The organism is Pseudomonas sp. WS 5021 (genome assembly GCF_012985535.1).
Lineage (GTDB): Bacteria > Pseudomonadota > Gammaproteobacteria > Pseudomonadales > Pseudomonadaceae > Aquipseudomonas.
The window spans coordinates 148,027-172,678 of record NZ_JAAQWP010000010.1; the positions used below are offsets into that span (position 1 = coordinate 148,027).

The 24,652-nt window shown below is 62.8% G+C and carries 17 protein-coding genes and 1 pseudogene; 6 read left to right on the forward strand and 12 right to left on the reverse strand.

Going from position 1 to position 24,652, the window contains the following annotated elements; translation table 11 throughout:
- Window positions 1–82 precede the first annotated feature (82 nt).
- The gene (locus HBO19_RS25475; protein WP_169955134.1) at window positions 83–1,084 is read right to left on the reverse strand and encodes a helix-turn-helix domain-containing protein; all 1,002 of its coding nucleotides are present in this window, start codon (window positions 1,082–1,084) and stop codon (window positions 83–85) included.
- Between the two features lie 309 nt (window positions 1,085–1,393).
- Between HBO19_RS25475 and antA the strand changes: the two genes are divergently transcribed.
- Both antA and antB read left to right on the forward strand, forming a co-directional pair.
- Window positions 1,394–2,785: an anthranilate 1,2-dioxygenase large subunit gene (antA, locus tag HBO19_RS25480; protein WP_169955135.1), complete on the forward strand. Its 1,392-nt coding sequence runs from the start codon at window positions 1,394–1,396 to the stop codon at window positions 2,783–2,785.
- Window positions 2,785–3,276, forward strand: coding sequence for an anthranilate 1,2-dioxygenase small subunit (gene antB / locus HBO19_RS25485; RefSeq protein ID WP_169955136.1), 492 nt, complete (start codon window positions 2,785–2,787; stop codon window positions 3,274–3,276). The genes antA and antB overlap by 1 nt, the downstream gene beginning before the upstream one ends.
- An 18-nt stretch (window positions 3,277–3,294) precedes the next feature.
- On the opposite strand, the pseudogene HBO19_RS28615 reads toward antB, so the two are convergent.
- Window positions 3,295–3,414: pseudogene (locus HBO19_RS28615) on the reverse strand (outer membrane lipoprotein carrier protein LolA); the annotation flags it as partial.
- Window positions 3,415–3,426: 12 nt separating this feature from the next.
- Between HBO19_RS28615 and antC the strand changes: the two are divergent.
- Both antC and HBO19_RS25495 read left to right on the forward strand, forming a co-directional pair.
- Window positions 3,427–4,434 (forward strand): anthranilate 1,2-dioxygenase electron transfer component AntC, encoded by a 1,008-nt coding sequence (gene antC, locus HBO19_RS25490; protein WP_170058540.1) that lies wholly within the window; start codon window positions 3,427–3,429, stop codon window positions 4,432–4,434.
- A gap of 71 nt (window positions 4,435–4,505) precedes the next feature.
- On the forward strand, window positions 4,506–5,909 hold the full coding sequence (locus tag HBO19_RS25495; protein ID WP_169955137.1) for an amino acid permease: 1,404 nt from the start codon (window positions 4,506–4,508) through the stop codon (window positions 5,907–5,909).
- A 238-nt stretch (window positions 5,910–6,147) separates the two neighbouring features.
- Here the strand turns inward: HBO19_RS25495 and kynA are convergent, their stop codons facing one another.
- Together kynA and kynB are read right to left on the reverse strand one after the other, a co-directional pair.
- Window positions 6,148–7,005, reverse strand: coding sequence for a tryptophan 2,3-dioxygenase (gene kynA / locus HBO19_RS25500; protein WP_170058541.1), 858 nt, complete (start codon window positions 7,003–7,005; stop codon window positions 6,148–6,150).
- Complete coding sequence (kynB, locus tag HBO19_RS25505; protein ID WP_169955138.1) at window positions 7,002–7,652, reverse strand: arylformamidase; 651 nt, start codon at window positions 7,650–7,652, stop codon at window positions 7,002–7,004. Before kynB ends, kynA begins: the two co-directional genes overlap by 4 nt.
- Before the next feature lie 382 nt (window positions 7,653–8,034).
- On the opposite strand from kynB, the gene HBO19_RS25510 reads away from it, so the two are divergent.
- The gene (locus tag HBO19_RS25510) at window positions 8,035–8,379 is read left to right on the forward strand and encodes a cupin domain-containing protein (RefSeq protein WP_076962673.1); all 345 of its coding nucleotides are present in this window, start codon (window positions 8,035–8,037) and stop codon (window positions 8,377–8,379) included.
- 48 nt (window positions 8,380–8,427) lie between these two features.
- On the opposite strand, the gene mmsB is transcribed toward HBO19_RS25510, so the two are convergent.
- Both mmsB and HBO19_RS25520 read right to left on the reverse strand, forming a co-directional pair.
- Window positions 8,428–9,315 carry a 3-hydroxyisobutyrate dehydrogenase gene (gene mmsB / locus HBO19_RS25515; RefSeq protein WP_057960629.1) on the reverse strand — a complete coding sequence of 296 codons (888 nt, stop codon included), beginning with the start codon at window positions 9,313–9,315 and terminating at the stop codon, window positions 8,428–8,430.
- Between the two features lie 14 nt (window positions 9,316–9,329).
- Window positions 9,330–10,856, reverse strand: a complete 1,527-nt coding sequence (locus tag HBO19_RS25520) for a CoA-acylating methylmalonate-semialdehyde dehydrogenase (RefSeq protein ID WP_170043672.1) — start codon at window positions 10,854–10,856, stop codon at window positions 9,330–9,332.
- A 131-nt stretch (window positions 10,857–10,987) separates the two neighbouring features.
- Here HBO19_RS25520 and HBO19_RS25525 point away from each other — a divergent pair, with 131 nt between their 5' ends.
- The gene (locus HBO19_RS25525) at window positions 10,988–11,935 is read left to right on the forward strand and encodes a LysR family transcriptional regulator (protein ID WP_170043673.1); all 948 of its coding nucleotides are present in this window, start codon (window positions 10,988–10,990) and stop codon (window positions 11,933–11,935) included.
- Between the two features lie 852 nt (window positions 11,936–12,787).
- Here the strand turns inward: HBO19_RS25525 and HBO19_RS25530 are convergent.
- The 6 genes from HBO19_RS25530 to recC form a co-directional block, all read right to left on the reverse strand.
- The gene (locus tag HBO19_RS25530) at window positions 12,788–13,279 is read right to left on the reverse strand and encodes an OmpA family protein (RefSeq protein ID WP_169955142.1); all 492 of its coding nucleotides are present in this window, start codon (window positions 13,277–13,279) and stop codon (window positions 12,788–12,790) included.
- 4 nt (window positions 13,280–13,283) lie between these two features.
- Window positions 13,284–14,552 (reverse strand): diguanylate cyclase, encoded by a 1,269-nt coding sequence (locus HBO19_RS25535; protein WP_169955143.1) that lies wholly within the window; start codon window positions 14,550–14,552, stop codon window positions 13,284–13,286.
- On the reverse strand, window positions 14,549–15,121 hold the full coding sequence (locus HBO19_RS25540) for a YfiR family protein (protein ID WP_169955144.1): 573 nt from the start codon (window positions 15,119–15,121) through the stop codon (window positions 14,549–14,551). The genes HBO19_RS25535 and HBO19_RS25540 overlap by 4 nt, the downstream gene beginning before the upstream one ends.
- A 138-nt stretch (window positions 15,122–15,259) precedes the next feature.
- Entirely contained in the window at window positions 15,260–17,305 is a 2,046-nt protein-coding gene (recD, locus tag HBO19_RS25545) for an exodeoxyribonuclease V subunit alpha (protein ID WP_170058542.1), read from the reverse strand.
- A complete protein-coding gene (recB, locus tag HBO19_RS25550; protein WP_170058543.1) occupies window positions 17,302–20,982 on the reverse strand; it encodes an exodeoxyribonuclease V subunit beta in 3,681 nt (1,226 codons plus the stop codon). The genes recD and recB overlap by 4 nt, the downstream gene beginning before the upstream one ends.
- Window positions 20,979–24,428, reverse strand: coding sequence for an exodeoxyribonuclease V subunit gamma (recC, locus tag HBO19_RS25555; RefSeq protein WP_170058544.1), 3,450 nt, complete (start codon window positions 24,426–24,428; stop codon window positions 20,979–20,981). The genes recB and recC overlap by 4 nt, the downstream gene beginning before the upstream one ends.
- Window positions 24,429–24,652 lie beyond the last annotated feature (224 nt).

The following is a 24,652-nucleotide window of genomic DNA, read 5'->3' on the forward strand; positions in this document are numbered from 1 at the left end:
CGGTGGGGCAGTCAGTACATGCAGTGGCTGACCCACCGCTATCGCAGGCAAGCCAGCTCCTACATTTTGATCTGTAGTGTGTTCAGGCACCGCGCATGCGTCGGGCGTCGTTACGCTGCAGCGTCTGGCTGGGGGATTCGTCGAACAGCTTGCGGTACTCCGCCGAGAATCTTCCCAGGTGGGTAAAGCCCCAGCCCAGGGCGATTTCGGAAATGGTGCGGGTGGCGCCATGCTCGAGAATTTCCTGGCGCACCGCGCTCAGGCGGTACTTCTTCAAGTAGGCCATGGGTGACAGCGCGAAGTATTTGCGAAACGCATCGAACAGCTTGAACCGCGACACCCCGGTGGCCGCCTCCAGGTCTTCCAGGTGCAGCGCTTCGCGGGCGTTGTCGTGGATGTATTGGCGAGCGCGGACCAGGTAGTGAGGCAGCTTGACCCCCAGCACGTCGCGCAGCTCTTCGGAGTAGTTGTTCGGCTGGGCCAGGATCAGGCCCTTGATCAGCGAGCTTTCCAGGTCGCGGGTAAACGCGGCCTGGTCGTATAGCTCGCTGCTGTGCTCCAGCTCAGCGATAAAGTGCCGCGCCATGCGCCACCACGCCGCCGGCGCACCCTGCACCGCATCCATCACCGACTCAAAGCGCAGCGGCGCATCAATCGGGCGCTGCAACAGGCCCTCCAGGGTTTCGCTCATCGCCGCGCGGGTGATCACCACTTGCAGCTTGCGGCAGTCGCCGGAGATCGCCAGCACCTGGTGCTCATTGGGCGAGATGATCACACCCTGGTCGCGGTTGGAGCTCAGGCGCTGGCCCCCCTTGCTCAACTCCTGCTCGCCCACCAGCGGCAGGCTCAGGCTGTAGCTGCGAAAGTGCTCGGCGTCTTCGATATCGATGGTCACGTCAGTGCCGTACTCGATCACCCCAAGCGTGGTGGCGCGGGACTTGAACACATTGGCACTGTGGTGGAAGCGCAGGCGCTCCGGGGTGGCGGTTTCCAGCCGATGGGGCCCGCAGATGCCGGACATCCAGCTGCGGGCGCCTTCAAGGTCGAAACGTTCAATACGGATATCGCGTGTATGGCTACTCATCAGGTTGCACTCACGGCGGTTGTGGCCAGCGCGCTCTGACGGCGCGTCCGGTGGATCAAGGCAAGTTCTGCGCCACGTCGGGCACTTGTCCACTGGGTGGATAGCGAGCGTCGACTATGTGGATAAGAAGCCGGCTTTTGCGACAATTGCCTGGCCAGACAGTAGCGCATTCCCCGGCGCCGTTGCACCTGAGTGGGTACTTGCTCCCCAACTATGCGGCCCATCTTCCCCCATTAAGCGGATAGCTGGCCGCCCCCCTGCCCGCCTCTAATGAACCACCGATTAGCTACCCAATAAAAGGTGCCTCCCATGAGTGGTGCAAGAAGCGTCGAGCAGTGGAAAACGTTTATCGAAAGCTGCCTGGATTTTCGTCCGGCCGAGGGTGTGTTCCGCATCGCCCGGGACATGTTCACCGAGCCCGAGCTGTTCGACCTGGAGATGGAACTGATCTTCGAAAAGAACTGGATCTACGCCTGCCACGAAAGCGAACTGGCCAATAACCACGACTTCGTAACCATGCGCGCCGGGCGCCAGCCGATGATCATCACCCGCGACGGCGAAGGCCAGCTCAACGCCCTGATCAACGCCTGCCAGCACCGCGGCACCACCCTGACCCGTGTCGGCAAGGGCAACCAGTCGACCTTCACCTGCCCGTTCCACGCCTGGTGCTACAAGAGCGACGGGCGCCTGGTGAAGGTCAAGGCGCCGGGGGAATACCCGGAGGGTTTCGACAAGGCCACCCGCGGCCTGAAGAAGGCGCGCATCGAGAGCTACAAGGGCTTTGTGTTTATCAGCCTCGACGTGACTGGCACCGACAGCCTGCAAGACTTCCTTGGCGATTCCAAAGTGTTCTTCGACATGATGGTCGCGCAGTCCGCCACCGGTGAGCTGGAAGTGCTGCCCGGCAAGTCGGCCTACACCTACGACGGCAACTGGAAGCTGCAGAACGAAAACGGCCTGGACGGCTACCACGTCAGCACCGTGCACTATAACTACGTGGCCACGGTGCAGCATCGCCAGCAGGTCAACACAGAGAACGGCAGCGCCTGCGGCAGCACCCTGGACTACAGCAAACTCGGCGCCGGCGATGCCAATACCGATGATGGCTGGTTTGCCTTCAACAACGGCCACAGCGTGTTGTTCAGCGACATGCCCAACCCCAGCGTGCGCTCCGGCTACGCCACCATCATGCCGCGCCTGGTGGCAGAACACGGCCAGCAAAAGGCCGAGTGGATGATGCACCGCCTGCGCAACCTGAACGTCTACCCGAGCCTGTTCTTTCTCGACCAGATCAGCTCGCAACTGCGCATCATCCGCCCGGTGGCGTGGAACAAGACCGAGATCATCAGCCAGTGCCTGGGGGTCAAGCACGAGTCCGACGCCGACCGCGAAAACCGCATCCGCCAGTTTGAAGACTTCTTCAACGTGTCCGGCATGGGCACCCCGGATGACCTGGTGGAATTTCGCGAAGCCCAGCGCGGCTTCCAGGGCCGCCTGGAACGCTGGAGCGATATCTCCCGGGGCAGCCATCGCTGGGAAACCGGGCCGACGCCCAACAGCGAGGCCATCGGCATCCAACCGGCCATGACCGGTACCGAATTCACCCACGAAGGGCTGTACGTCAACCAGCACCGCAACTGGCAGACCTTCCTGCTGGACGGTCTGGACGCACAGTCGTTGAAACTGCACGAGGTGAAATGATGAGCGCGCAATTGCAGTATCAGATCGAGCAGTTTTTCTACCGCAAATCCGAGCTGTGCGACGCCCAGGACTGGGACGCCTACGTGCAGTTGTTCGACCCGCAGAGTGAGTTCCACCTGCCGCAGTGGGACTCGGAGCACGTCTACACCCGCGATCCCAAGCGCGAGATGTCGCTGATCTACTACGCCAACCGTTCGGGCCTGGAAGACCGGGTGTTCCGCCTGCGCACCGGCAAGGCCGCGTCCGCCACGCCGATGCCGCGCACCTTGCACCTGATCAATAACGTGCGGATCGCCGAGCAGGCTGATGGCTGCCTGCAGGTGCGATTGAACTGGCACACGCTGTTTTATCGGCTGGCGATGTCGGAGCAGTTCTATGGCCACGCCACCTACACCCTCAAGCCCCACGGCGACAGCTGGCTGATCACGCGCAAGCATGCGCTGCTGCTCAATGACACGATCAACTCGGTGCTGGATTTCTACCACCTCTGACGTTGACGCCCTCCCTTCAACTGTAGGAGCGAGCTTGCTCGCGAAAAAACCAAGGGCTGCGCGTGCATTCAGGATGCCCGCGCCATCGTTAACGTTTTTCGCGAGCAAGCTCGCTCCTACAGGTATTACCCAATCCATGGAGAACGGTGGATGAATCACAAAGTGGCCTTCAGTTTTGCCGATGGCAAGACCTTGTTCTTTGCGGTGGGCAGCAACGAAATCCTGCTGGATGCAGCATTGCGCAGTGGCATCAAGATCCCCCTCGATTGCCGCGAAGGCGTGTGCGGCACCTGCCAGGGGCGTTGCGAGTCCGGCGACTACAGCCAGGACTATGTGGATGACGAGGCCTTGTCCAGCCTCGACCTGCAACAGCGCAAGATGCTCAGTTGCCAGACCCGAGTCCAATCGGATGCGGCGTTTTACTTCGATTTCGATTCGAGCCTGTGCAATGCGCCAGGGCCGGTGCAGGTCAGCGCCAGGGTCTGCGAGGTGCAACAGGTGTCGGCCAGCACCGCGATTCTGGTGGTGCAACTGGAGCAGGCCCTGGACTTTCTGCCGGGGCAATATGCGCGCCTGTCGATCCCCGGCACCGAGTACCAGCGCTCCTACTCCTTCGCCAACCGCCCGGGCAACCGCTTGCAGTTTTTGATCCGCTTGCTGCCGGACGGGGTGATGAGCAATTACATACGCGAGCGCTGCCAGGTCGGCGATGAAATCACCCTGGAAGCACCGCTGGGTGCGTTTTATCTGCGGCACGTCACCCAGCCACTGGTGCTGGTGGCCGGCGGCACCGGGTTGTCGGCACTCTTGGGGATGCTCGATGAATTAGCCGAGCGCGGCTGCGAGCAACCGGTGCACCTGTATTACGGGGTGCGCGGGGCCGAGGATTTGTGCGAGGCCGAGCGCATCAAGGCGTATGCCCAAACCTTGCGCGGTTTTCGCTACACCGAAGTGCTCAGCGACCCATCGCCGCAGTGGCCTGGCAAGCGCGGCTATTTGACCGAGCATTTCGACCTGGCCGAATTGCGGGATAGATCGGCCGATATGTACGTCTGCGGCCCCCCTCCAATGGTCGAATCGATCAAGAAGTGGCTGCAAGAACAGGCACTTGATGGCGTTCAGCTGTATTACGAAAAGTTTACCGAGAGTAATATCTGACCCCTCAGCAGTGAGGGGCGGGTCTGGCGTGCAGGATCAACCCTGAAAAAAACAAGTAGAAGGGAATGTTAATGGCGGATGACATGGTTAACCCGGTGGGCCTCAAGCGTGGCCTGAAAAACCGGCATATTCAGCTGATTGCCCTGGGCGGGGCGATTGGTACGGGCTTGTTCCTCGGTTCGGCCGGGGTGCTGAAGTCGGCGGGGCCGTCGATGATCCTGGGCTATGCGATAGCCGGGTTTATCGCGTTCCTGATCATGCGCCAGTTGGGCGAGATGATCGTCGAGGAACCGGTCGCCGGCTCCTTCAGCCACTTCGCCCACAAGTACTGGGGCGGCTATGCAGGCTTCCTCGCCGGCTGGAACTACTGGGTGCTGTATGTGCTGGTGGGCATGGCCGAATTAACGGCGGTGGGCAAGTACATCCAGTTCTGGTGGCCGGAAATACCGACCTGGGTCAGCGCGGTGGTGTTCTTTATCGCCGTGAACCTGATCAACACCCTGAACGTGAAGTTCTTCGGTGAGACCGAGTTCTGGTTCGCGATCATCAAGGTAGTGGCGATCATCGGCATGATCGTGCTCGGCTGCTACCTGCTGTTCAGCGGTACCGGTGGCCCGCAGGCCTCGATCAGCAACCTGTGGGACCACGGCGGCTTCTTCCCCAACGGCGGCATGGGCCTGCTGATGGCGATGGCGTTCATCATGTTCTCGTTCGGCGGCCTGGAGCTGGTGGGTATTACGGCTGCCGAAGCCAGCGAGCCGCGCAAGGTGATCCCCAAGGCGATCAACCAGGTGGTGTACCGGATCCTGATTTTCTACGTCGGCGCCCTGACCGTGCTGCTGTCGTTGTACCCATGGGATCAACTGCTGCAAACCCTCGGCGCGTCCGGCGATGCCTACAGTGCCAGCCCGTTCGTGCAGATCTTCTCGTTGATCGGTAACGACACCGCCGCGCACATCCTCAACTTCGTGGTGCTGACCGCCGCACTGTCGGTGTACAACAGCGGCGTGTACTGCAACAGCCGCATGCTGTTCGGCCTGGCCGAGCAAGGCGACGCGCCCAAGGCGCTGATGAAGCTCAACAAACAAGGCGTACCGTTGCGCGCCCTGGGCATTTCGGCCTTGGTGACGTTGCTGTGCGTGGTGATCAACTACGTGGCACCCAAGGATGCACTGGTACTGTTGTTTGCCCTGGTGGTTGCTTCGCTGATGATCAACTGGGCGCTGATCAGCCTAACGCACATCAAGTTCCGCAAGGCCATGGGCGAGCAAGGCGTGGTGCCGTCGTTCAAGACCTTCTGGTTCCCGTTCAGCAACTACCTGTGCCTGGCGTTCATGCTGGTGATCGTTGGCGTGATGCTGGCCATCCCGGACATGCGCCCCTCGGTGTATGCGATGCCGGTGTGGGTGGGGATTCTCTTTGCGGCGTACTGGCTGCGTTCGAAGAAGGCCAAGGCCGTCGCCGTCGCACAATAACCTGTGTAGGAGCTGGCTTGTGTGGGAGCTGGCTTGCCTGCGATGGCATCGACTCGGTCTAACTGAATGACCGCGCCGCCTGCATCGCGAGCAAGCCCGCTCCTACAGGGGATCGGCGCTTGACTGACGGGCATTAGGGCAAGCCCGGCTCCCACATGAACAGGGTCACAATAAGAATGCATTGCCAACAAAAAGCCCCGGTACTCAATGAGTGCCGGGGCTTTTTGTTGGGTTTCAATCAGAGCGTCGAGCGCACCCGCCACAGCTCGGGGAACAGCACCGTATCGAGCATCTTGCGCAAGTACCCCACGCCCTCAGTGCCACCGGTGCCTGGCTGGAAGCCGATGATCCGCTCCACCGTGGTCACATGGCGGAAACGCCATTGGCGGAACGAGTCTTCCAGGTCGATAAACTTCTCGGCCAACTGATACAAGTCCCAGTAACGGTTCGGATCGCGATACACCTCGCGCCACGCCGTCTCCACGGATTCGTCGTGAACCGTGGGCGCCGTCGGGTCGCGTTGCGCACGCTGCGGGTCAATCGCCAGGCCCGCCTTGATCATCAGGTTGATCGCCTCGTCATACAGCGACGGCGTGGCAATCGCCACTTGCAGCTCCTTGAGCAACTCCGGGCGATGGGCGTGGGGCCGCAGCAGCGCCGCGCTTTTATTGCCGAGGATGAACTCGATTTCCCGGTACTGGAACGACTGGAAACCCGACGACTGCCCCAGGTACGGGCGGATCGCCTTGTACTCCGATGGCGTCATGGTCGCCAGCACGGCCCAGGCGTGCACCAGTTGGTCGAAAATCCGCGACACTCGCGCCAGCATCTTGAACGCCGGCGCCAGCTCACCCAGGCGCACGTGCTCACGGGCGGCCTTGAGTTCGTGGAGCATCAGCTTCATCCACAACTCGGAGGTCTGGTGCTGGATGATGAACAGCATCTCGTTGTGGTCCGGCGACAGCGGGTGCTGGGCCGTGAGCACTTTGCCCAGGTCCAGGTAATCGCCGTAGCTCATGGACTCGGAAAAATTCAGCTCGGCGTTATGCCACTCTTCAGGCGGCTGGTAATCAGGGGAAAAAGGACACTGGCTCATCGCGTGGGCTCCTTGAGCGGGCGCAGGATTGCTCGTACCGGGCTGGCATCGAGGTTGGCAAAACGCAGCGGCAGCGCGATCAACTCGTAATCGCCCTCCGGCACGTCGTCGAGCACGATACCTTCGAGAATCGCCATGCCATGCCGGGCGACGGCGTTGTGGGCATCCATGGTCTTGGACTGTTGCGGGTCCAGGGACGGCGTGTCGATGCCGATCAGGCGCACGCCGAGGCTGGCCAGCAGCTCGACGGTTTCGTGGGCGACGGCGGTGAAGTTCGAATCCCAGGTGGTCAGCGGCGCCTGTTGATAAGTGCGCAGCAGCACCCGTTCCGGCAGGTTATCCAGGCGACCTTGCAACTGCTCGGGCTGCACCAGCGCGCCGCTGCCCAGGCAATACAGGACCCGGCACGGGCCCAGGTAAACATCCAGCGACACTTCGCCGATGGGCGCACCGTCGGCGCTGTAGTGCAACGGCGCATCGACATGGGCGCCGGTGTGGGGCGAAAGGGTGATGCGCCCCACGTTCACCGGGCATTCAGGGCCGAACTGCCAGACGCGTTCTTCCTGGAAGGGCGTATCGCCCGGCCAGGTCGGGGTGGCGGTGCTCAAGGGCGGGCTGATATCCCACCACGTTTTTATTGGATTCATACGAGGCTCTCGGTTGTTTCTAAAGTGAATGATACGAGGGCCAGCGGTAAATATTCTTGCGAATTCCAGCGCAAAGGCTGATTTCTTTCGTACTTACTGCGAAGAAATGTCTGATTATTGAATGGATCCTTCAGTCGCCGCAGATCAAATGTGGGAGCGGGCTTGTGTGGGAGCGGGCTTGCTCGCGATGGCGGTGTGTCAGTCACCAGACGCAGTGGCTGACCTACCGCCTTCGCGAGCAAGCCCGCTCCCACAGGGGGTTTTGTGTAGTTTTTCAGATTGTGTGAGCTGCGCTTCTGGGCATCCCAGTGTCGAGTTCAGACCACTGGCATCCGGCCCGGGGCTATAGGGTTGGGCTTCACTTCCCTGCCTTGGAGCCATCATGTCCCAGCCGATCACCGTACTGCGCGATACCCATCCCCTGCCGGTCCTGGATGCCTGCAAATGGCAGAAACTCGAGGGCGACCCGCACACCGTCAACCTCAACGCCTACACCAGCGAAGACGGCAGCAAGATCATGGGCACCTGGATCTGCACCCCGGGCAAGTGGTACGTGGAATACGTGAAGTGGGAATACTGCCATTTCCAGGAAGGCTACTGCGTGATCACCCCGGACGGCCTGGAGCCGATCCATTTGCGCGCTGGGGATATCTTTGTGGTGGAGCCCGGTATGAAGGGCACGTGGGAAGTGGTCGAGACAGTGCGTAAGTACTTCGTGTTTGCCTGAGCACGAAAAACCCGGGAGCCCACCCGACGCGGGCTCCCGGAAAATCCCCTATTGAGGCTTGCGATAGCTGTTGATGATCGCCGAGAAGTCCTTGCCTCCTTCCCCACGCTGGCTCATGGCTTGATACAACTGCTGCGCGACCGCCCCCAGGATCACTGGCTGGTGCGCCTGGCGTGCTGCTTCGGTCGCCAGGCCCAGGTCCTTGAGCATCAGATCAGCGCCAAATCCACCGGTATAGCCCCGGGACGACGGCGCGGTCTCGATCACGCCCGGCCATGGGTTGTAGGTGTCCGAACTCCAGCAACGCCCGGTGGAGCTGTTGATGATGCCGGCCAGCACCTGGGTGTCGATGCCCAGCGCATCGCCCAGGGCCATGGCCTCGCTGACGCCGACCATGCTGATCCCCAGCAGCAGGTTGTTGCAGATCTTGGCGATCTGCCCGGTGCCGACTTCACCGCAATGCACGATGTTGCGACCCATCTGCGCCAGCACCGGTTGCAGGGTGGCGAACAGTTCCGGGGTGGCGCCGACCATAAACGTCAGCGTCCCGGCCTGCGCCCCGCCCGTGCCGCCAGAGACCGGCGCATCAGCCATCGCCACACCGTGCTTGGCTGCCGCAGCCGCCACGTCACGCGCGGTCTGCGGGTCGATGGTGCTGCAATCTACAGCGGGCACGCCTTTGCCGATGCCGGCGAGCACGCCGTCTTCGTTCAGCCAGACGCTGCGCACATGGGCGGCAGCGGGCAGCATGGTCAACACCAGTTCGGCGCCTTCTGCTGCCGCGCGCGGTGAGGCGCTGATGGTGCCGCCCAATTCGGCCAGTTCCTTGAGCACGGTCTGGTTCAGGTCGAACAGGTTCAGCGCGTGGCCAGCCTTGATCAGGTTGCGGGCCATGGGGGCGCCCATGTTGCCCAGGCCGATAAATGCAATCTTCATGGTCGTCTCCTTGATCAACGCAGGTTGATGGTGGTGTTGACGCCATCATTGACGCTGTCGTCGTCGAACCAGCGGCTGGTGACGGTTTTGGTCTGGGTGTAGAACTGCACCACTTGCTTGCCGTACGGGCCCAGGTCGCCGAGTTTCGAGCCACGGGAACCGGTGAAGCTGAAGATCGGCACTGGCACTGGGATCGGGATGTTGATGCCCACCTGGCCGACGTCGATTTCGCTCTGGAACTTGCGCGCCGCCGCACCGCTCTGGGTGAACAGGCCGGTGCCGTTGCCGAACGGGTTGGCGTTGACCAGGGCGATGGCTTCGTCGAGGGTATCGACTTCCAGCACCACCAGCACCGGACCGAAGATTTCCTGGGTGTAGATCTGCATGTCGGTGGTCACGCCCGAGAACAGGGTCGGGCCGACGAAGTTGCCTTGCTCGAAGCCCGGCACCTGGATGTCGCGGCCGTCCAGCTCCAGCTTGGCGCCTTCTTTCACGCCGCTTGCGATCAGGTCGAGAATGCGTGCCTTGGCGCGCTTGGAAATCACCGGGCCCACGTCGGTCCCGGCTTCGCTGCCGGCGTTGACTTTAAGCTTCAGCGCCAGGGCCTTGAGGTCCGGCAGCCACTGCTTGGCCGCGCCCACCAGCACCACCACCGAGGTGGCCATGCAGCGCTGGCCGGCCGCGCCGAAACCGGCGCCAACCAGCGCGTTGAGGGTCTGTTCACGGTTGGCATCGGGCAGCACCACCGCATGGTTCTTCGCGCCCATCATCGACTGCACGCGCTTGCCGTGCTTGCCCGCCAGGTCGTAGACGTGGGTGCCAACGGCGGTCGAGCCAACGAAGGACACGGCCTTGATATCTTTGTGGGTGCACAGGGCATCCACCACATCCTTGCCACCGTGGACCACGTTCAGCACGCCCGCTGGCACGCCAGCCTCCAGCGCCAGCTCCACCAGCATCAGGGTCGACAGCGGATCCTGTTCCGAAGGCTTGAGCACGAAGGTGTTACCGCAGGCGATGGCCATCGGGAACATCCACAGCGGGATCATCGCCGGGAAGTTGAACGGGGTGATGCCGGCGCAGACGCCGATGGGTTGGCGCAGGGTGTAGGTATCGACGCCACCGGCGACGTTCTCGGCGAACTCGCCCATTTGCAGGGTGCCGATGGAACAGGCGTGCTCGACCACTTCCAGGCCACGGAAAATATCGCCCTCGGCATCGGCAATGGTCTTGCCTTGCTCGGCACTGAGGACGACGGCGATGCGCTTGGAGTGTTCACGGATCAGCGCCTGCAGCTTGAGCATGATGCGCATGCGCGCGCCGATCGGCGTCAGCTTCCAGGTCTGGAAGGCGCGATGGGCAGCGTCGATGGCCGCGTTGACTTCATCGGCCGTGGCGAAGGGCACACGGGCCAGGACTTGTTGGGTCGCCGGGTTGACGATGTCTTGCCACTCGGTGGTCTTAGACTCGACCCATTCACCGTTGATCAACAGTTTGGCCTGTTTGACGGTGGTATCGGCAGACGTAAGCGATGCGTTCATTGTGGTCTCCAGATCTTGTAGTTATGCAGAGAGCCAAGGCGTGAAGCGCCTTGAGGATGAGGCGTTCGGACGATTTTTGGAGTATAGATGTGCAAACTTCCAATAAGAACCCACATAAAAGCCGGTCCAACATGCAAAAAAACATCACCTCCTTAGGGTCGCTGAACTGGGATGACCTGAAGTTTTTCCTCGAAGTGGCGCGCACCCGCAAGGCCAGCGTCGCCGCCAAGCGCCTGGCGGTGGACTACACCACCGTGTCGCGGCGCATCAGTTCGCTGGAAGGCTCGTTGGGCACCCTGCTGTTCGAGAAATCCCGGACCAGCGGCTTCGTCCTGACCAACGAAGGCCAGCGTTTGCTGGGTTACGCCGAGTCCATCGAAAGCACCTTGCACATGGCCTGCGAGCAAGTCTCCGGCTCCGGCGTGGCGCTGTCGGGGCATGTGCGCATGGGTTGCACCGAAGGTTTCGGCAGCTTTTTCGTCACCCCGCAACTGAGCCACTTCGTCGATACCTACCCGGCGATCTCGGTGGATATCTTGCCCCTGCCCCACTTCATCAGCCTGTCCAAGCGCGAAGCCGACATCGTCATCGCCCTGGAGCGCCCGGAGCACGGGCCCTACGTGTGCTGCAAACTGTGCGACTACAAGTTGCAGCTGTACGCGACCCAGGACTACCTCGACCAACACCCACCCATCCGCCGCCCCGCCGACCTGGCCGACCATCCGTTTATCAGCTATGTGGATGACCTGGCGTTCAGCTCAGAGCTGCTGTACCTGGCCAATGTCGTCCCGGGCGCCAGCGCCAGCCTGCGCAGCACCAGCGTGATCGCGCAGTACGTAGCGGCGCAGCAGGGGCGTTCGCTGGCGATCTTGCCGTGCTTCCTGGCGGCGCAGGACTCGCGGCTGCTGCCGGTGTTGGGGGAGGAGATCAATATTACGCGGCAGTTCTGGATGTACTGCCGGGAGGATTTGCGCAAGTTGAAGCGGATTACCCTGTTGTGGGATTACATCCGTGAGGTGACGGAGCAGAACCAGGGGCTTTTGATGGGCGAGACGCGAGAGATGGTGTTTGCCGACTGAACCGCTATCGCGGGCAAGCCCGCTCCCACAAGTGAGTAGCGGCGGGCGCAGAATTTTGGGGCGACACAAAAACTGTAGGAGCTGGCTTGCCAGCGATCGCGGTGGGTCAGTCAATACATACCCGGCTGAACCACCGCCTTCGCGAGCAAGCCCGCTCCCACAGGTGAGTGGCGTCGGGCGCAGAATTTTGGGGCGACACAAAAACTGTAGGAGCTGGCTTGCCAGCGATAGCGGTGGGTCAATCGATACATACCCGGCTGAACCACCGCCTTCGCGAGCAAGCCCGCTCCCACAGTTGAGTGGCGTCTGTCGCAGAATTTTGGGGCGACACAAAAACTGTAGGAGCTGGCTTGCCAGCGATAGCGCTGGGTCAGTCAATACATACCCGACTGAACCACCGCCTTCGCGAGCAAGCCCGCTCCCACAGGTGAGTAGCGTCGGGCGCAGTTTTGGGGCGACACAAAAACTGTAGGAGCTGGCTTGCCAGCGATAGCGCTGGGTCAGTCAATACATACCCGACTGAACCACCACCTTCGCGAGCAAGCCCGCTCCCACAGGTGAGTAGCGGCGGGCGCAGAATTTTGGGGCGACACAAAAACTGTAGGAGCTGGCTTGCCAGCGATAGCGCTGGGTCAGTCAATACATACCCGGCTGAACCGCCGCCTTCGCGGGCAAGCCCGCTCCCTCAGGTGAGTAGCGGCGGGCGCAGAATTTTGGGGCGACACAAAAACTGTAGGAGCTGGCTTGCCAGCGATAGCGCTGGGTCAATCGATACATACCCGACTGAACCACCGCCTTCGCGAGCAAGCCCGCTCCCACAGTTTGGTTGCACAGTTAGGCCGAGCTGTCGGCTCAGTCGGCGATCACTACAATCGATACCCGACGGTTCTCGGTACGGCCCGCGGCAGTGCTGTTGGAGGCCACCGGCTCGCTGCTGCCCAGGCCACGCAGTTGCACGTTTTCCTCCTTCATCCCCACATCCACCAGGACCTTGCCCACGCTTTTCGCCCGGCGCAGGGACAGTTGCTGGTTGTAGGCTTCCTTGCCCGAAGCGTCGGTGTGGCCGTCTACGCGTACGCGTTCGATGCCCACGCCGGTGAGGGCCTTGCCGATGCGTTCGACGATCTCGGTGCTGGGTTTGTTGAGCTTTTCGACGTCGCTGCCAAACAGCACTTTGCCCGACAGGCCAAACGCCCAGCCTTCGTCGGTCAGTTCGAAGCCTTGTTGCTTGAGCACCGCCACTTGCGCCGGTGTCAGGCCCTTGGGCGGGGCGGTCTGGCAGCCGCTCAGCGCCAGCAGCGCGATAAACAAGGTGATAAAGAGAACACGTGTGTTAGCAAACAAGGGATCAACTCCTGTGTTGAACGTTGGCAGCGGGGTGCTCCGACTCCGCCGTGTGCTGGCCGCCCTGGGAAAGGCGTTTGGCCTGGTACATCGCCGCATCGGCGGCATTGAGCAGGGCGCCGGGAGTGGCGCCATGATCGGGATAAACCGCGATACCGATACTGAGTGAGGTCAACACTTCGGTGTTGCCCGGCAGCGGGATGGGCTGGTCCATGCTGGCGATGATTTTGTCGGCGATGCGCTGGGCATCTTCAAGCTTGTGCAGGGGCGAGAGCAGGATGGCGAACTCATCGCCGCCCAGGCGCGCCACCAGGTCGCTCTCGCGCAGTTGCGCCCGTACGCGCGCGGCGACGGCCACCAGTACCGCGTCACCGGCGGCATGCCCGAAGTTGTCGTTGATGTCTTTGAAGCGGTCGCTGTCGAGAAACAGCACCGCCACCCGTTCGTTGAGCTTGGCCGCACTGCGCAAGGCCCGGATCAGGCGGCCCTCGAAGAAAGCGCGGTTGGGCAGCCCGGTCAGGCTGTCATGGCTGGCCTGGTGGGCGAGGGTTTCGTTTTCGCTTTGCAGGTGGGTTTGCCAGGCTTCGAGCTCGTCGAGCAGGGCATTGAAGTCATTGCCCAGGCTGTCGAGTTCGGCGATCTGTGCCGGCGGCACGCGGCGGTCGAAGGCCCGCTCGCTGCGCGCGGCGTGGGCGACGTCGGCCAGGCTGTGCAATGGGCCGGTGATGCCACGCAGCATGCGCCGCGCCAGGTAAATCGCGACCCAGCCACTCAAGGCGGTGCAGATAATGATCCCCGCCAGGCCGCTGAGCAAAAAGCGCAACAGGCTACCGCCGTGACCGCTCAACTCAACGGTGCCAATCTGCTTGCCTTGGTGCAGGATCGGCTGGCTGATGGCCTCTTCCAGCAACGTATGGGCCAGCTCCAGCTCGACCCTGGACAACATCCCGGTCTCCGGGCGCACCCAATGGGCCAGGGTTTTGCCATTAAGGTCCAGCACCCGGGCTTCGGCCACCTCTTCCGTGGAGGCAATCAACGCCAGGGCTTCGGTGGCCGCCACGCGGTCGTTGAACACCACCGCGGCTTCCACCGTGTAATTGATCGAGCGGGCGATCAGGTGCAGGTTGTGGTCGGCATATACCCGCAGGGCCAGCACGCCCAGCAGGGTCAGGGACACGCTAGCCATGGCGACCGCCAACAGCGCCACACTCAGGTGCCCGCGACCTAAGACCGAACGTAAAGTGGGGCGGCTTGTGGCGTTACGCAGCCTCATGGCTCCGGCGCTCGCCGGCGGGACAATTGCAACACGCTGGGATGAATGCGCACGCCGCTGCGGGCCACGGAGTCGAGGTTGACCTCGAACGACACCTGCTCATCGCCCACCCGCAGGCAGAACAGGCTGCCCACGGTGCATTGGTCGCCACCTTCGCTGATGCTCAGCACCGGGCGGCCGATCAAGGCGGTGAACAAGTGGCTGCGTTCTTCAGTGGAGAGCTTGCCGATATACAGCGCGTCGCAGGCGTTGACGATATTGGGGTTGTCCGCCAGCAGGCGCTGGACCACCACCGGCCGGCCTGTGGCCTGGGTTGTGCCCTTGACCAGGTCATCGGTGTATTGGGTCGGGCCCACGATGCACAAGCGCAGTTGGGTGGGTTCCACCGGCCAGCGGGCGTAGCTGAGAATCCCCAGTACCACCTGGGTGACGGCCTGGGCCCGCTGGTCGGCCGCACTGACAGTGGACGCCTGGGCAAAAGCCAGAGGCGTGACGAGGCACAGAACGGCCGATAGCAGCAATCGTCTCCAGCTCCAACTACGCTCTGCGGGCGAGACAGCCACGTTCATGCAGCGATTCTCTATGATCTTCTCGGGATGATGCCGCAACGATAGCATATTGGCGGAAACCCCATCGAGACGGGGCCTAGGTAGATCCCGCCATTTATTACGAAAAAACCGACATATCAGTCAGGTTTTTCCTACGCATCACACACCCAGCTCCAACATCAGCCCGCTCAACCGTTTCACTTTGCGCCGCACCGCTTCCTCGAATACTGCGCCACGGGTCTCGATCAAGCTGAAGCGGTCCTTGGCACGGGTGATGCCGGTGTAAATCAGCTCCTTGGTCAGTACCGGGTTCAGCGCATCCGGCAGGATCAAGGCAGTGTGGGCGAACTCCGAGCCCTGGGACTTGTGCACGGTCATGGCATAGACGGTTTCCACATCATTGAGGCGGCTGGGCAGTACAAAGCGCACCCCGCCCTGGCCATCGTTGCGCGGGAAGGCCACACGCAGCACCTGCGGCCCGCCGTCGCTTTCGGGCAGCTTCAAGGCGATACCGATGTCACCGTTCATCAAGCCCAGGCCGTAGTCGTTGCGGGTCATCAGGACCGGGCGGCCTTCGTACCATTGCTGGTCGCTGTCGATCAGCCGGGCCTTGAGCAGCGCGGCGGTGATGCGTTGGTTGAGGCCTTCGACGCCCCAGGGGCCCTTGCGCACCGCGCAGAGCAATTGGAAGGCATCGAAGGCTTGCAACAACTGGCGTGCCCAGTCGGTCCAGCGCGGGTCGTCGCGGGGTGTCTGGGCTGGCGGGCGCGTGGTGCGCAGCAGGTTCAGGTAGTAGCGATAGCCCTGGGCATGACCGCCCTGCCCATCCAGCACCAGGCGCTCCAGGGCGCGATCATGCTCGCCCTTGAGGCGCAGGCAAGACAGGTCGTGGCTGCCGGCATCCAGCAGTAGCCGGGCCTGTTCGGGGTTTTGCTGGTTGACCCAACGCGCCAGTTGGCCGATGCCACTGCCTTCGCCGAAACGCCGGGAATAGCGCAGCATCACCACTTGTTGCGCCAGCGGATGGCTGGCATCGAGGTCTTCCTGCAAGCCGCTGCCCGCCAGGCTCTCGCCGCTGACACTTTCCAGCCATTGGCGAGTGCCGGGGCTGTACCAGCCCGCCTCGGCATCGCGGCACAAATCGCCGAGTACCGCGCCGGCCTCCACCGAGGCCAATTGGTCCTTGTCCCCCAGCAGTACCAGGCGCGCATGGGGCGGCAGGGCATCTAGCAGGTTGGCCATCATTTCCAGGTCGATCATCGAGGCTTCATCGACCACCAGCACATCCAGCGGCAACAAGTTGCCCGCGTGATGGCGAAAATGCCGAGTGCCGGGGCGGCTGCCCAACAAGCGGTGCACGGTGGTGACCTCGGTGGGGATTTTTTCGCGCACGGCCTCTGGCACTTGCAGCGAGCGTACTTGCTGGCTGATGGACTCGGTCAAGCGCGCCGCCGCCTTGCCGGTAGGTGCCGCCAGGCGGATGCGCAGGGCCGTGCCCTGCTCCACCGCGGGCGCTTGCAGCAAGGCCAACAAACGCACCACGGTGGTGGTCTTGCCGGTGCCGGGGCCGCCGGTGACGATGCTGAACGCGCCACGCGTGGCCAGGGCACAGGCGAGTTTCTGCCAGTCGACCACGCCATCCGGTGGCGGCTGCTGGAACAGGCCATTCAAGCGCTGGGGCAGGTCCGCCGAGACCGCTTCCTGCGCGGCAAGACGCTGGCGCAGGGCGCTGTCGATGCGCCGCTCATAGGTCCAGTAACGCCGCAGGTACAGGCGCTTGCCCGACAACACCAAAGGCCGGCTCTGCGCCGCCACACTGCCATCCACGGCCAGCGCCACCAGCGGGCTTGCGGCCAGGGCCTGGCACCAATGGTCACCGTCCAGGCCATCGAGCAGTTGCGAGGGCAGCATCACGCCACTGGAAAGATCACCTTCAGGGGGCAACGACAGGGCGAAATCCGGGGCATTCAGGGTCTCGAACAAATCCAGGCACACATGACCGTGGCCCAGCTGGTGACTGGTCAGGGCGGCGGCCAGCAGCACCAGGGGGTCGGCCTGTGGGTCGAGCTCATGGAGGAAGCCGACGAACGCCTTGTCCAGCGCCCGCAGCCAGCCGCGCTCGACCCAGCGCTCCAGCAGGTGCATCAGGTCGTCAGCGCGATCCAGCGGTGCCAGTGCCTCCAGCGGCATTGTCGAGAGGCTCATAGCAGGACTCCTTGTTCCCAGGCCGGTTCGACCTTGGGCGGTTGCGGCTTGCCCTGGAACAGCAAGTCCAGGCGTTCGATCAGCTCCCGTGGCGGCCGGGTGAAGTACGCGCCCTGGCTCACGGCTTGGCTACCGCGCAGGAACAGGTAGAGCGCGCCGCCCACATGCCGGTCGTAATCGTAATCGGGCAGCCGCGCCTTGAGCTGGCGATGCAGGGCCAGCAGGTAGAGGACGTATTGCAGGTCATAACGATGGTCGAGAATCGACTGTTCCATGGCCTCGCGGGTGTAGGCCGCGTCGTCGGCACCGAGCCAGTTGGATTTGTAGTCCGCCACGTAGTAGCGGCCGTCGTGCTCGAAGGTCAGGTCGATAAAGCCCTTGAACATGCCGTTGAGCAATACCGGCTCGGCGGCGACCCGCGACACGCCGTCATGGGTGTACTGGCAGACCAGTTGGTCGAGGGCAAGCACATCGACTTTGTGGCTGGCGAACCAGAACTCCATTTCGATCTGGTAGTGCTGCAGGTCGCTCAGGCTCATCGCTGCCTGCCCATGGCCCAGGCCCAGCGGCACTTGCAACAGGTGCCCGAGCCAGCCGCTGAGGGTGCCGATCCAGCCTTCCCAGCCGCGTCGGTTGCAGCGCCGGGCGACGGCATCTTCGATGGCTTCGCCGGTTACGTTGAAGCCTTCGTTGCCGGCCCACTCCAACAGGCCGTGGAGAAAGGTCCCGGGGTTGGGGCCCCGTGGGAAACGGTGAATATCCCCGCCAGACGCGGCGACTTCGCGCGGTGCATCCGGGTCCAGGCGTTCGTCGTCGAACAGCTTTTGGGCTTGTGGGCTTTCCGGGGCTTCCAGGCTGGCGGCGCTCATGCTTTCGCCGATGCGCAGGGCGCTGTAGGAAGCAATCCACCAGTTTTCCGCCGCCTTGCGCTTGGGCAGGAGCGGCGCGAGCAAGGTCGCGTCATTGCGCGGTGGCTGGTAAGTGTTGCTGTCGGCTTGGGGCATTTGCCCGTAGGCAATTGCCGCGCAGCCGTCCTGCACATCCATCAGCCAGCGGGCCAGGGCTGCGGACTCACCCAGGGCCGCGCCGCCACCCAGCAGATAGCCCAGGGCTGACAGGTGCAGCACCGAACTGTTGTGATTGCCGCGCTTGAGGTCGGCCACGCCGAGCCAACAGGCATGTTTGGCCCGGGTCAGCGCCACGTAGAACAGACGCAGGTCTTCGGCCAGGCGCTCGTCATCGGCCTGGGCGATCAGTTCGGCGGTGGGTTTGAGGCTGACCTGGGACTTGCCTTTGGCATCGTGGTAATGCAACGGCAGGCGGCTGCCGTCGACCGGCTTGGCCGAGCAGATAAACGGCAGGAAAACCAGGTCGTATTCCAGGCCCTTGGACTTGTGGATGGTCACCACCTTGACCAGTTGCTCATCGCTTTCCAGGCGCAGGATCTGCTCTTCGCCGGCCTGGCCCGAGAGCGCCAGGTGCTCTGCAAGATGGCGGATCAGCGCTTGTTCGCCGTCCAGTTCTGCAGCGGCCTGTTGCAGCAATTCGCACAGGTGCAGCAGGTTGGTCAGCACCCGTTCGCCATCGCTGCGGGCGATCAGGGTTTGCGGCAATTTGAAGTCATGCAGCAGGCGCCGCAGCATCGGCAACACGCCCTGGGTGCGCCAGATCACGCGGTAGTCGCGAAACTGCATGACGCGCTGCTCCCAGGCCAGTTCGTCCTGGTTCAGTTGCTCCAGCTGGGGCAGCGACAAGTTAAGGGTGACGCAGGCCAGGGCCGCGCGTAGCGGGCGCTCGACATCCGGTTCGGCGCAGGCCTTGAGCCAGGCGAGCAGGTCGTGGGCTTCCTGGGATGCGAACACCGAATCCTTATCGGACAGGTACACACTGCGCACACCGCGCGCGGCCAGTTCGCCGCGTACGGCCTGGGCTTCCTTGCCGTCACGCACAAGGATGGCGATGTTCGACGGTTGCACGGGGGTAAAGTCCGTCCCCTTGATAAACCCCGCCGTGCCCTGCTGGCCACCATTGAGCAACGCGACAATCTGGCTGGCGCACGCGCCGGCCAATTGCTGGCGATACAGCACATTGGAGATCGGCTGGTCAGTGGCCAGGTGCCAGATATTCAAGGCCGGCAGTGTATGTCCATCGACCTGCAACTGCTCTTTGCGGCCCTGGGACGAGACCGGTAGGAAAGGCACCGGGTTGTCGCCGTCGGGCGTACGAAACAGAAACGCCCCACGCCCGGTTTCCGCACGCTCGAACACATGGTTGACCGCCTCGACCATGGCATGGCTGGAGCGAAAGTTGGTGCCCAGGGTATGCAAGCGCCCGGCGGTGGCCTGGCGGGCGCGCAAGTAGGTGTAGATATCGGCGCCGCGAAACGCGTAGATCGCCTGCTTAGGGTCGCCGATCAGGAACAGGCCGCTGTGCGGGTTGTTGTCTTCGATGCGGTAGATGCTTTCGAAGATCCGGTACTGCACCGGGTCGGTGTCCTGGAATTCGTCGATCAGGGCCACCGGGAATTGCTCGCGGATCACACTGGCCAGGCGCTCGCCCCCCTCGGCTTGCAGGGCGGCGTCCAGGCGGATGAGCATGTCGTCAAAACCCATCTCGGCGCGCCGGCGCTTCTCTTCCTCAAAACGTTTACCGACCCAGGCGGCCGCGTGTTGCAGCACCGCCGCGTCGGGCGTGGGCAAGGCGTCGAGGCTGGCTTTGAGGCCCGCCATGGCATCCAGGCCGGGGTGATGGGGTGCATCGCCCTTCCAGGCTTCAGCCATGCCATCGGGGGTCAGGCGCGTGAAACCGGTGCCGATATCCAGTTGCTCCAGGGTTTCGTCGGCAGCCCAGGCGCTGATTTTCTCGAACCAGGGCTCGAAATAACGAGCCTGCATCTTGCGCCCGTCCACCGCCTTGGCGGCGACGGCTTGCAGGCAGATTTCGCGCAACTCGGCGGCCCATTCCTGCCAAGGGGCCTTGAGCGCCACCAGGGCTTCGCGGCGTTCGTGCAGGCAGGTCTCGATCAGTTCGGCGGGCTCGCGCGGATCGTCAGCGGGGCGCTCGCTGCCAAACAGCGCACGTACTCGGGGCATCAGCGCCGCAGGGCCGCCCCAGTTGCTGCGGACCCAGTTCAGCGCATCGCCGTGCATCGGGTAGCAGAACAGGCGCCAGTAGTCGCGCAACACTTCGCCGAGCAAATCGCTGTGGTCGGTTTCCAGGGTCTGGGTAAACAGGCTGCCACTGTCGAACGCGTGTTCGCGCAGCATGCGCTGGCACCAACTGTGAATGGTCGAGACGGCGGCCTCGTCCATCCATTGCGCAGCGATATCCAGGCGGTTGGCGCAGCCAGGCCATTGCTCGGCGCTGTACTGAGCGCGCAGCTCGACGATCAAGGCGTCGGGCTGCTCGATTTCGTCACGAAAAAAGCGCGCCGCTTGGGCCAGGCGGGTGCGGATGCGTTCGCGCAGCTCTTTGGTGGCAGCATCGGTGAAGGTCACTACGAGGATCTGCGGCGGCAGCAATTCGCGACCAAAACCCGCCTCGTCGCCGCCGTGGCCCAGTACCAGGCGCAGGTACAGCGCGGAGATGGTGAAGGTCTTGCCGGTGCCGGCGCTGGCTTCGATCAGTTGGCTGCCACGCAGGGGGAAGGCCAGGGCCAGGGGTTTGATGGCACTCATGGACGGGCCTCCTCGCTGGTCAGTGATCGCCAGGGTGCGGTTATCAAGGGGCGATACAGGGTTTCAGCCCAGCCTTCGAAATCTTCGCTGGCGACCAGGGCCGCGTAGTCGGGGAACTGCCGGGTGAGGGCCGGGCTTTCACGGCGCTCGCCGTCGCTGGTGATGCCATCGCCTTCGTAGGCTTTAAGGGCGGCGGCCTGGGCTTTATCCGGATCAGTCTGGCCGAGCCAGGCAAACGCCGTCTTGACCGCGACCGGCAGCGGCTCACTCATGCCGGCCTGCCAGGCCAATAACAGATTACCGAGCACATCCTGGGCAAGGTTTTGCTCCAGGGGTGCCAGCAAGAGTGTGTCATCACTCGCCACCAACCCTGTGCTCAACGGCAAGCCGCAGGCACAGGCCACCAGGTGATTGACCCATGGGCGGATCAGGCGATGCCACTTGCGGGTCTTGATCGAGCCGATGCTGTTGGGGATGGTGGTCACGCTGAGCAAGCCGCCATCACTGCGCCGGTGCAAGCCGCTGATCCAGCCGTCGAGCGCAATCCCATGGTGCGCGAAGCTGACGGGCTCTGCGGTGTTGTGTGGCGTGGGCCAGAGAGCCAGGAGTTGCTGGTAGCGTTGCAGCAAGTCAGGCAAAGGTTCGATCAGTTCGTTGCGCAGGCACTCGCCGAAGCCGACCATGGGCAACAGGCCACTGCCTTGAAGACGTTGTGCCTGTGCCTCCAGGGCTTGCTCCAGATGATCCGGGTCGGTCAGCGCGGCGGCGAGCAGGCTGTCGCTCAAGGTGTAGCGCTGCAGGGCGTCGAGGACGAAGGGTTCTTCATCGGCCAGGGGCACTTCGGCAGCTTCGAAAAACACTTTCAGGCGCTGGCTAAAGAAATGCCTGACAGGGTTGCGCAAGAAGTCCTGCAACTGGCCCAGGCTCAAGGGCTCTTCCTGGATGTAGGCTGCCAGGCGCGCTGTTTCGCGGACTTCGTCCTGGGCTTCGTGCAGTAGCTGCCATTCGCGGGCGTAGCTGAACAGAGGGTCACCCTCGTGGAAGTAACGCGCACTGAAGGGTTGCAACGGATGCTCTTGGGTCATCGCCTCCAGCAGTGGTTGCTCCTGGGCGTGCTGCCAGCCGCTGGCGAGGTGATCGCGCAGTTGACCGATCAGCACGGACGCCGGGCGCTCGCTGTTATCGCGGATGCTGCGGCCGACCCAACTGATGTAGAGCTGGTCGCGTGCGGAAAGCAGGGCTTCGAGCAGCAGGTACCGGTCGTCTTCACGCCGGGAGCGGTCGCCGGGGCGGTAGTCGCTGCCCATCAGGTCGAAATCCAGCGGCGGTTGCGCACGCGGATAGTCGCCGTCGTTCATGCCCAGCAGGCACACCAGCTTGAAGGGGATGGCACGCATCGGCATCAGGGTGCAGAAATTCACGGCGCCGGCGAGAAAGCGCTGGGACAGGCGACCCTGGTCGAGGCCGGCAAGCCATGCTTCACGGACGACGGTCAGCGGTAATTCATCGCACAGGCCGACGGACTCGCAGGTTTCCAGCCAGTCTTCCCGCAGTTGCTCGAGTTGGCCCAGTAGATAGTCGTCGTGTTCATTGCTGGCCAGGAAGAAGCGTTGCATCAGGTCTTGCAGGCGTGCACCCCAAGCGTGCGGGGTCGCGGGTTGTGACAGCGCTTGATGTGCAGCGTGCAATGCGTCAAGCAAGGCGACCAGTGGGCCGATCAGCGCCGCGTCGAGGCCGCCGATTTCGTCATAGGGCTCAATGCCATCGCAGGCAGCCCCACTGCCGACGGCGTAGCCCAGCAGCATACGGCGCAGACCAAAACGCCAGCTGTTCTGCTCCAGCGCACTGGGCAAGCCCAGGCCGGCGCGTTGTTCGGCATCGAGCCCCCAGCGGATGCCCGCGCCTTCGATCCACCGGTGCAGGGTGGGCAGGTCGCGCTCCTGGATCGCGAAACGTTCGCGCAAGGCGGGGACGTCCAGCAAATCAAGGATCTCGCTGACCGGGAAACGGCTGTCCGGGAGTTTCAGCAGGTGCTCGACGGCGATCAACAGCGGGTCGCGGCCCCGTTGGCCCTGGTCCGTCAGGGTGAAGGGGATGAAGCGTGGGTCTTTCTTGTCCAACTGGCCGAACACCGCGCGAATATGCGGTGCATAGCTGTCAACGTCCGGGACCATGACGATAACGTCGCGGGGGCGCAACGTCGGGTCCGCGCTGAAGCGCTGGAGCAGTTGGTCGTGGAGGATTTCCACTTCGCGCTGGGCGCTGTGGGCGATGTGGAAGCGGATCGAAGTGTCATGCAGCAGATCAACGGCAGGCCAGCGCTCACGGGTTTCGGGGAGCGGGCGCAGTTCGAGGATATCGTCCTGTAACTGGTTGAGGATGGTGGTCGGTTCGCTGTCGCTGAACAGGTCGATGCGCCCGTCACGGAAGGCCGAACGGTAGCTGTTGGGGTCGTCGTAGCTGTCCAGCAGGTTGATGTAGTCGCGACCTTGCTTGCCCCAGGCGGCCAGCAAGGGGTGGGCATGCTGGTGCAAGGTTTGCGGGTCGATGGTGACGGGCATCCCGGTCTTGCGCGCCTGGCGTTTGTATTCGTTTCGCAGTAGGTCTTTGTCGGCAACGATGTCGGACCAATGGTGACGGCAAGGGTTGTGTACGCAGAGCAACACCTGGCTGAAACGGGCCAGGCCGGCCAATGCTTCAAGGGCCTGGGCTGGCAAGGAGGATATGCCAAACACGATGACTCGCGACGGCAGGCCTTGCGGGGCGGCATCCAGGTTGTTGATGCGTTCGATAAAACGCTGGTGGACCCCGGCACGGCTCTGCGCCATGCCTTGCTCGCCAACGTCCAGCAGCAACGCCCGCCATAACTCGGCCTGCCAGCAGTTGGCCGGGCTCAGGGGCTTGGCTTCGCCTCGGCCATTGCGCAGTTGGTGGCGACCAGCGGCCCAGTCTTCCAGCCAGTCCGCACGGTAGACCTGGTATTGGTCGAACAGGTCGGCCAGGCGTTCCGCCAGTTGGTAGCGTTTACGCAGGTCGGTGTCGTGGGTGAGGAAACGTTGCAGGGGCTCGAAGTGCGGCTGGTCGATCAACTCGGGCAACAGGCGCATAAGGCGCCAGGTCAGTGGGGCTTTATCCAGCAGGGATTTGACCGGGATTTCGTCACGGCCCAAAACCATGCGATAGAGCTGCCACATAAAGCTGCCGGGCAGTTGCACGTCAATTGCAGCGGCGATGCCGCAACCACCCATGTCGTCTTCTTCCGGGTCTTCGGCAAGAGCCAGCTTGAGCCATTGCGCGATTCCGTTGCTTTGTACCAGGGCGATTTCGTTTTCCAGGGGAGCCAGCGGATATCGACGCATCCAACTGACAACCAGGCTGCGCAGTTCATCCAGGCGATTGCCGTGGACGACCATGAATCCAGCGCTGAGGGACGTTGCATCCGGCATAACGGCTTCCTTGGGAAAAGCAAAATCGAGGGTGGGACTTTAGCATTGAAGGGCGTTATGGACAGAGTTGGACGACGTGCCAAATCGCCTCAGCGCCTTTTCGACCGCCCAAAACAAAACCCCAACTGCTTTCGCAATTGGGGTTTCGGAATTTAATCTTGACGATGACCTACTCTCACATGGGGAAACCCCACACTACCATCGGCGATGCATCGTTTCACTGC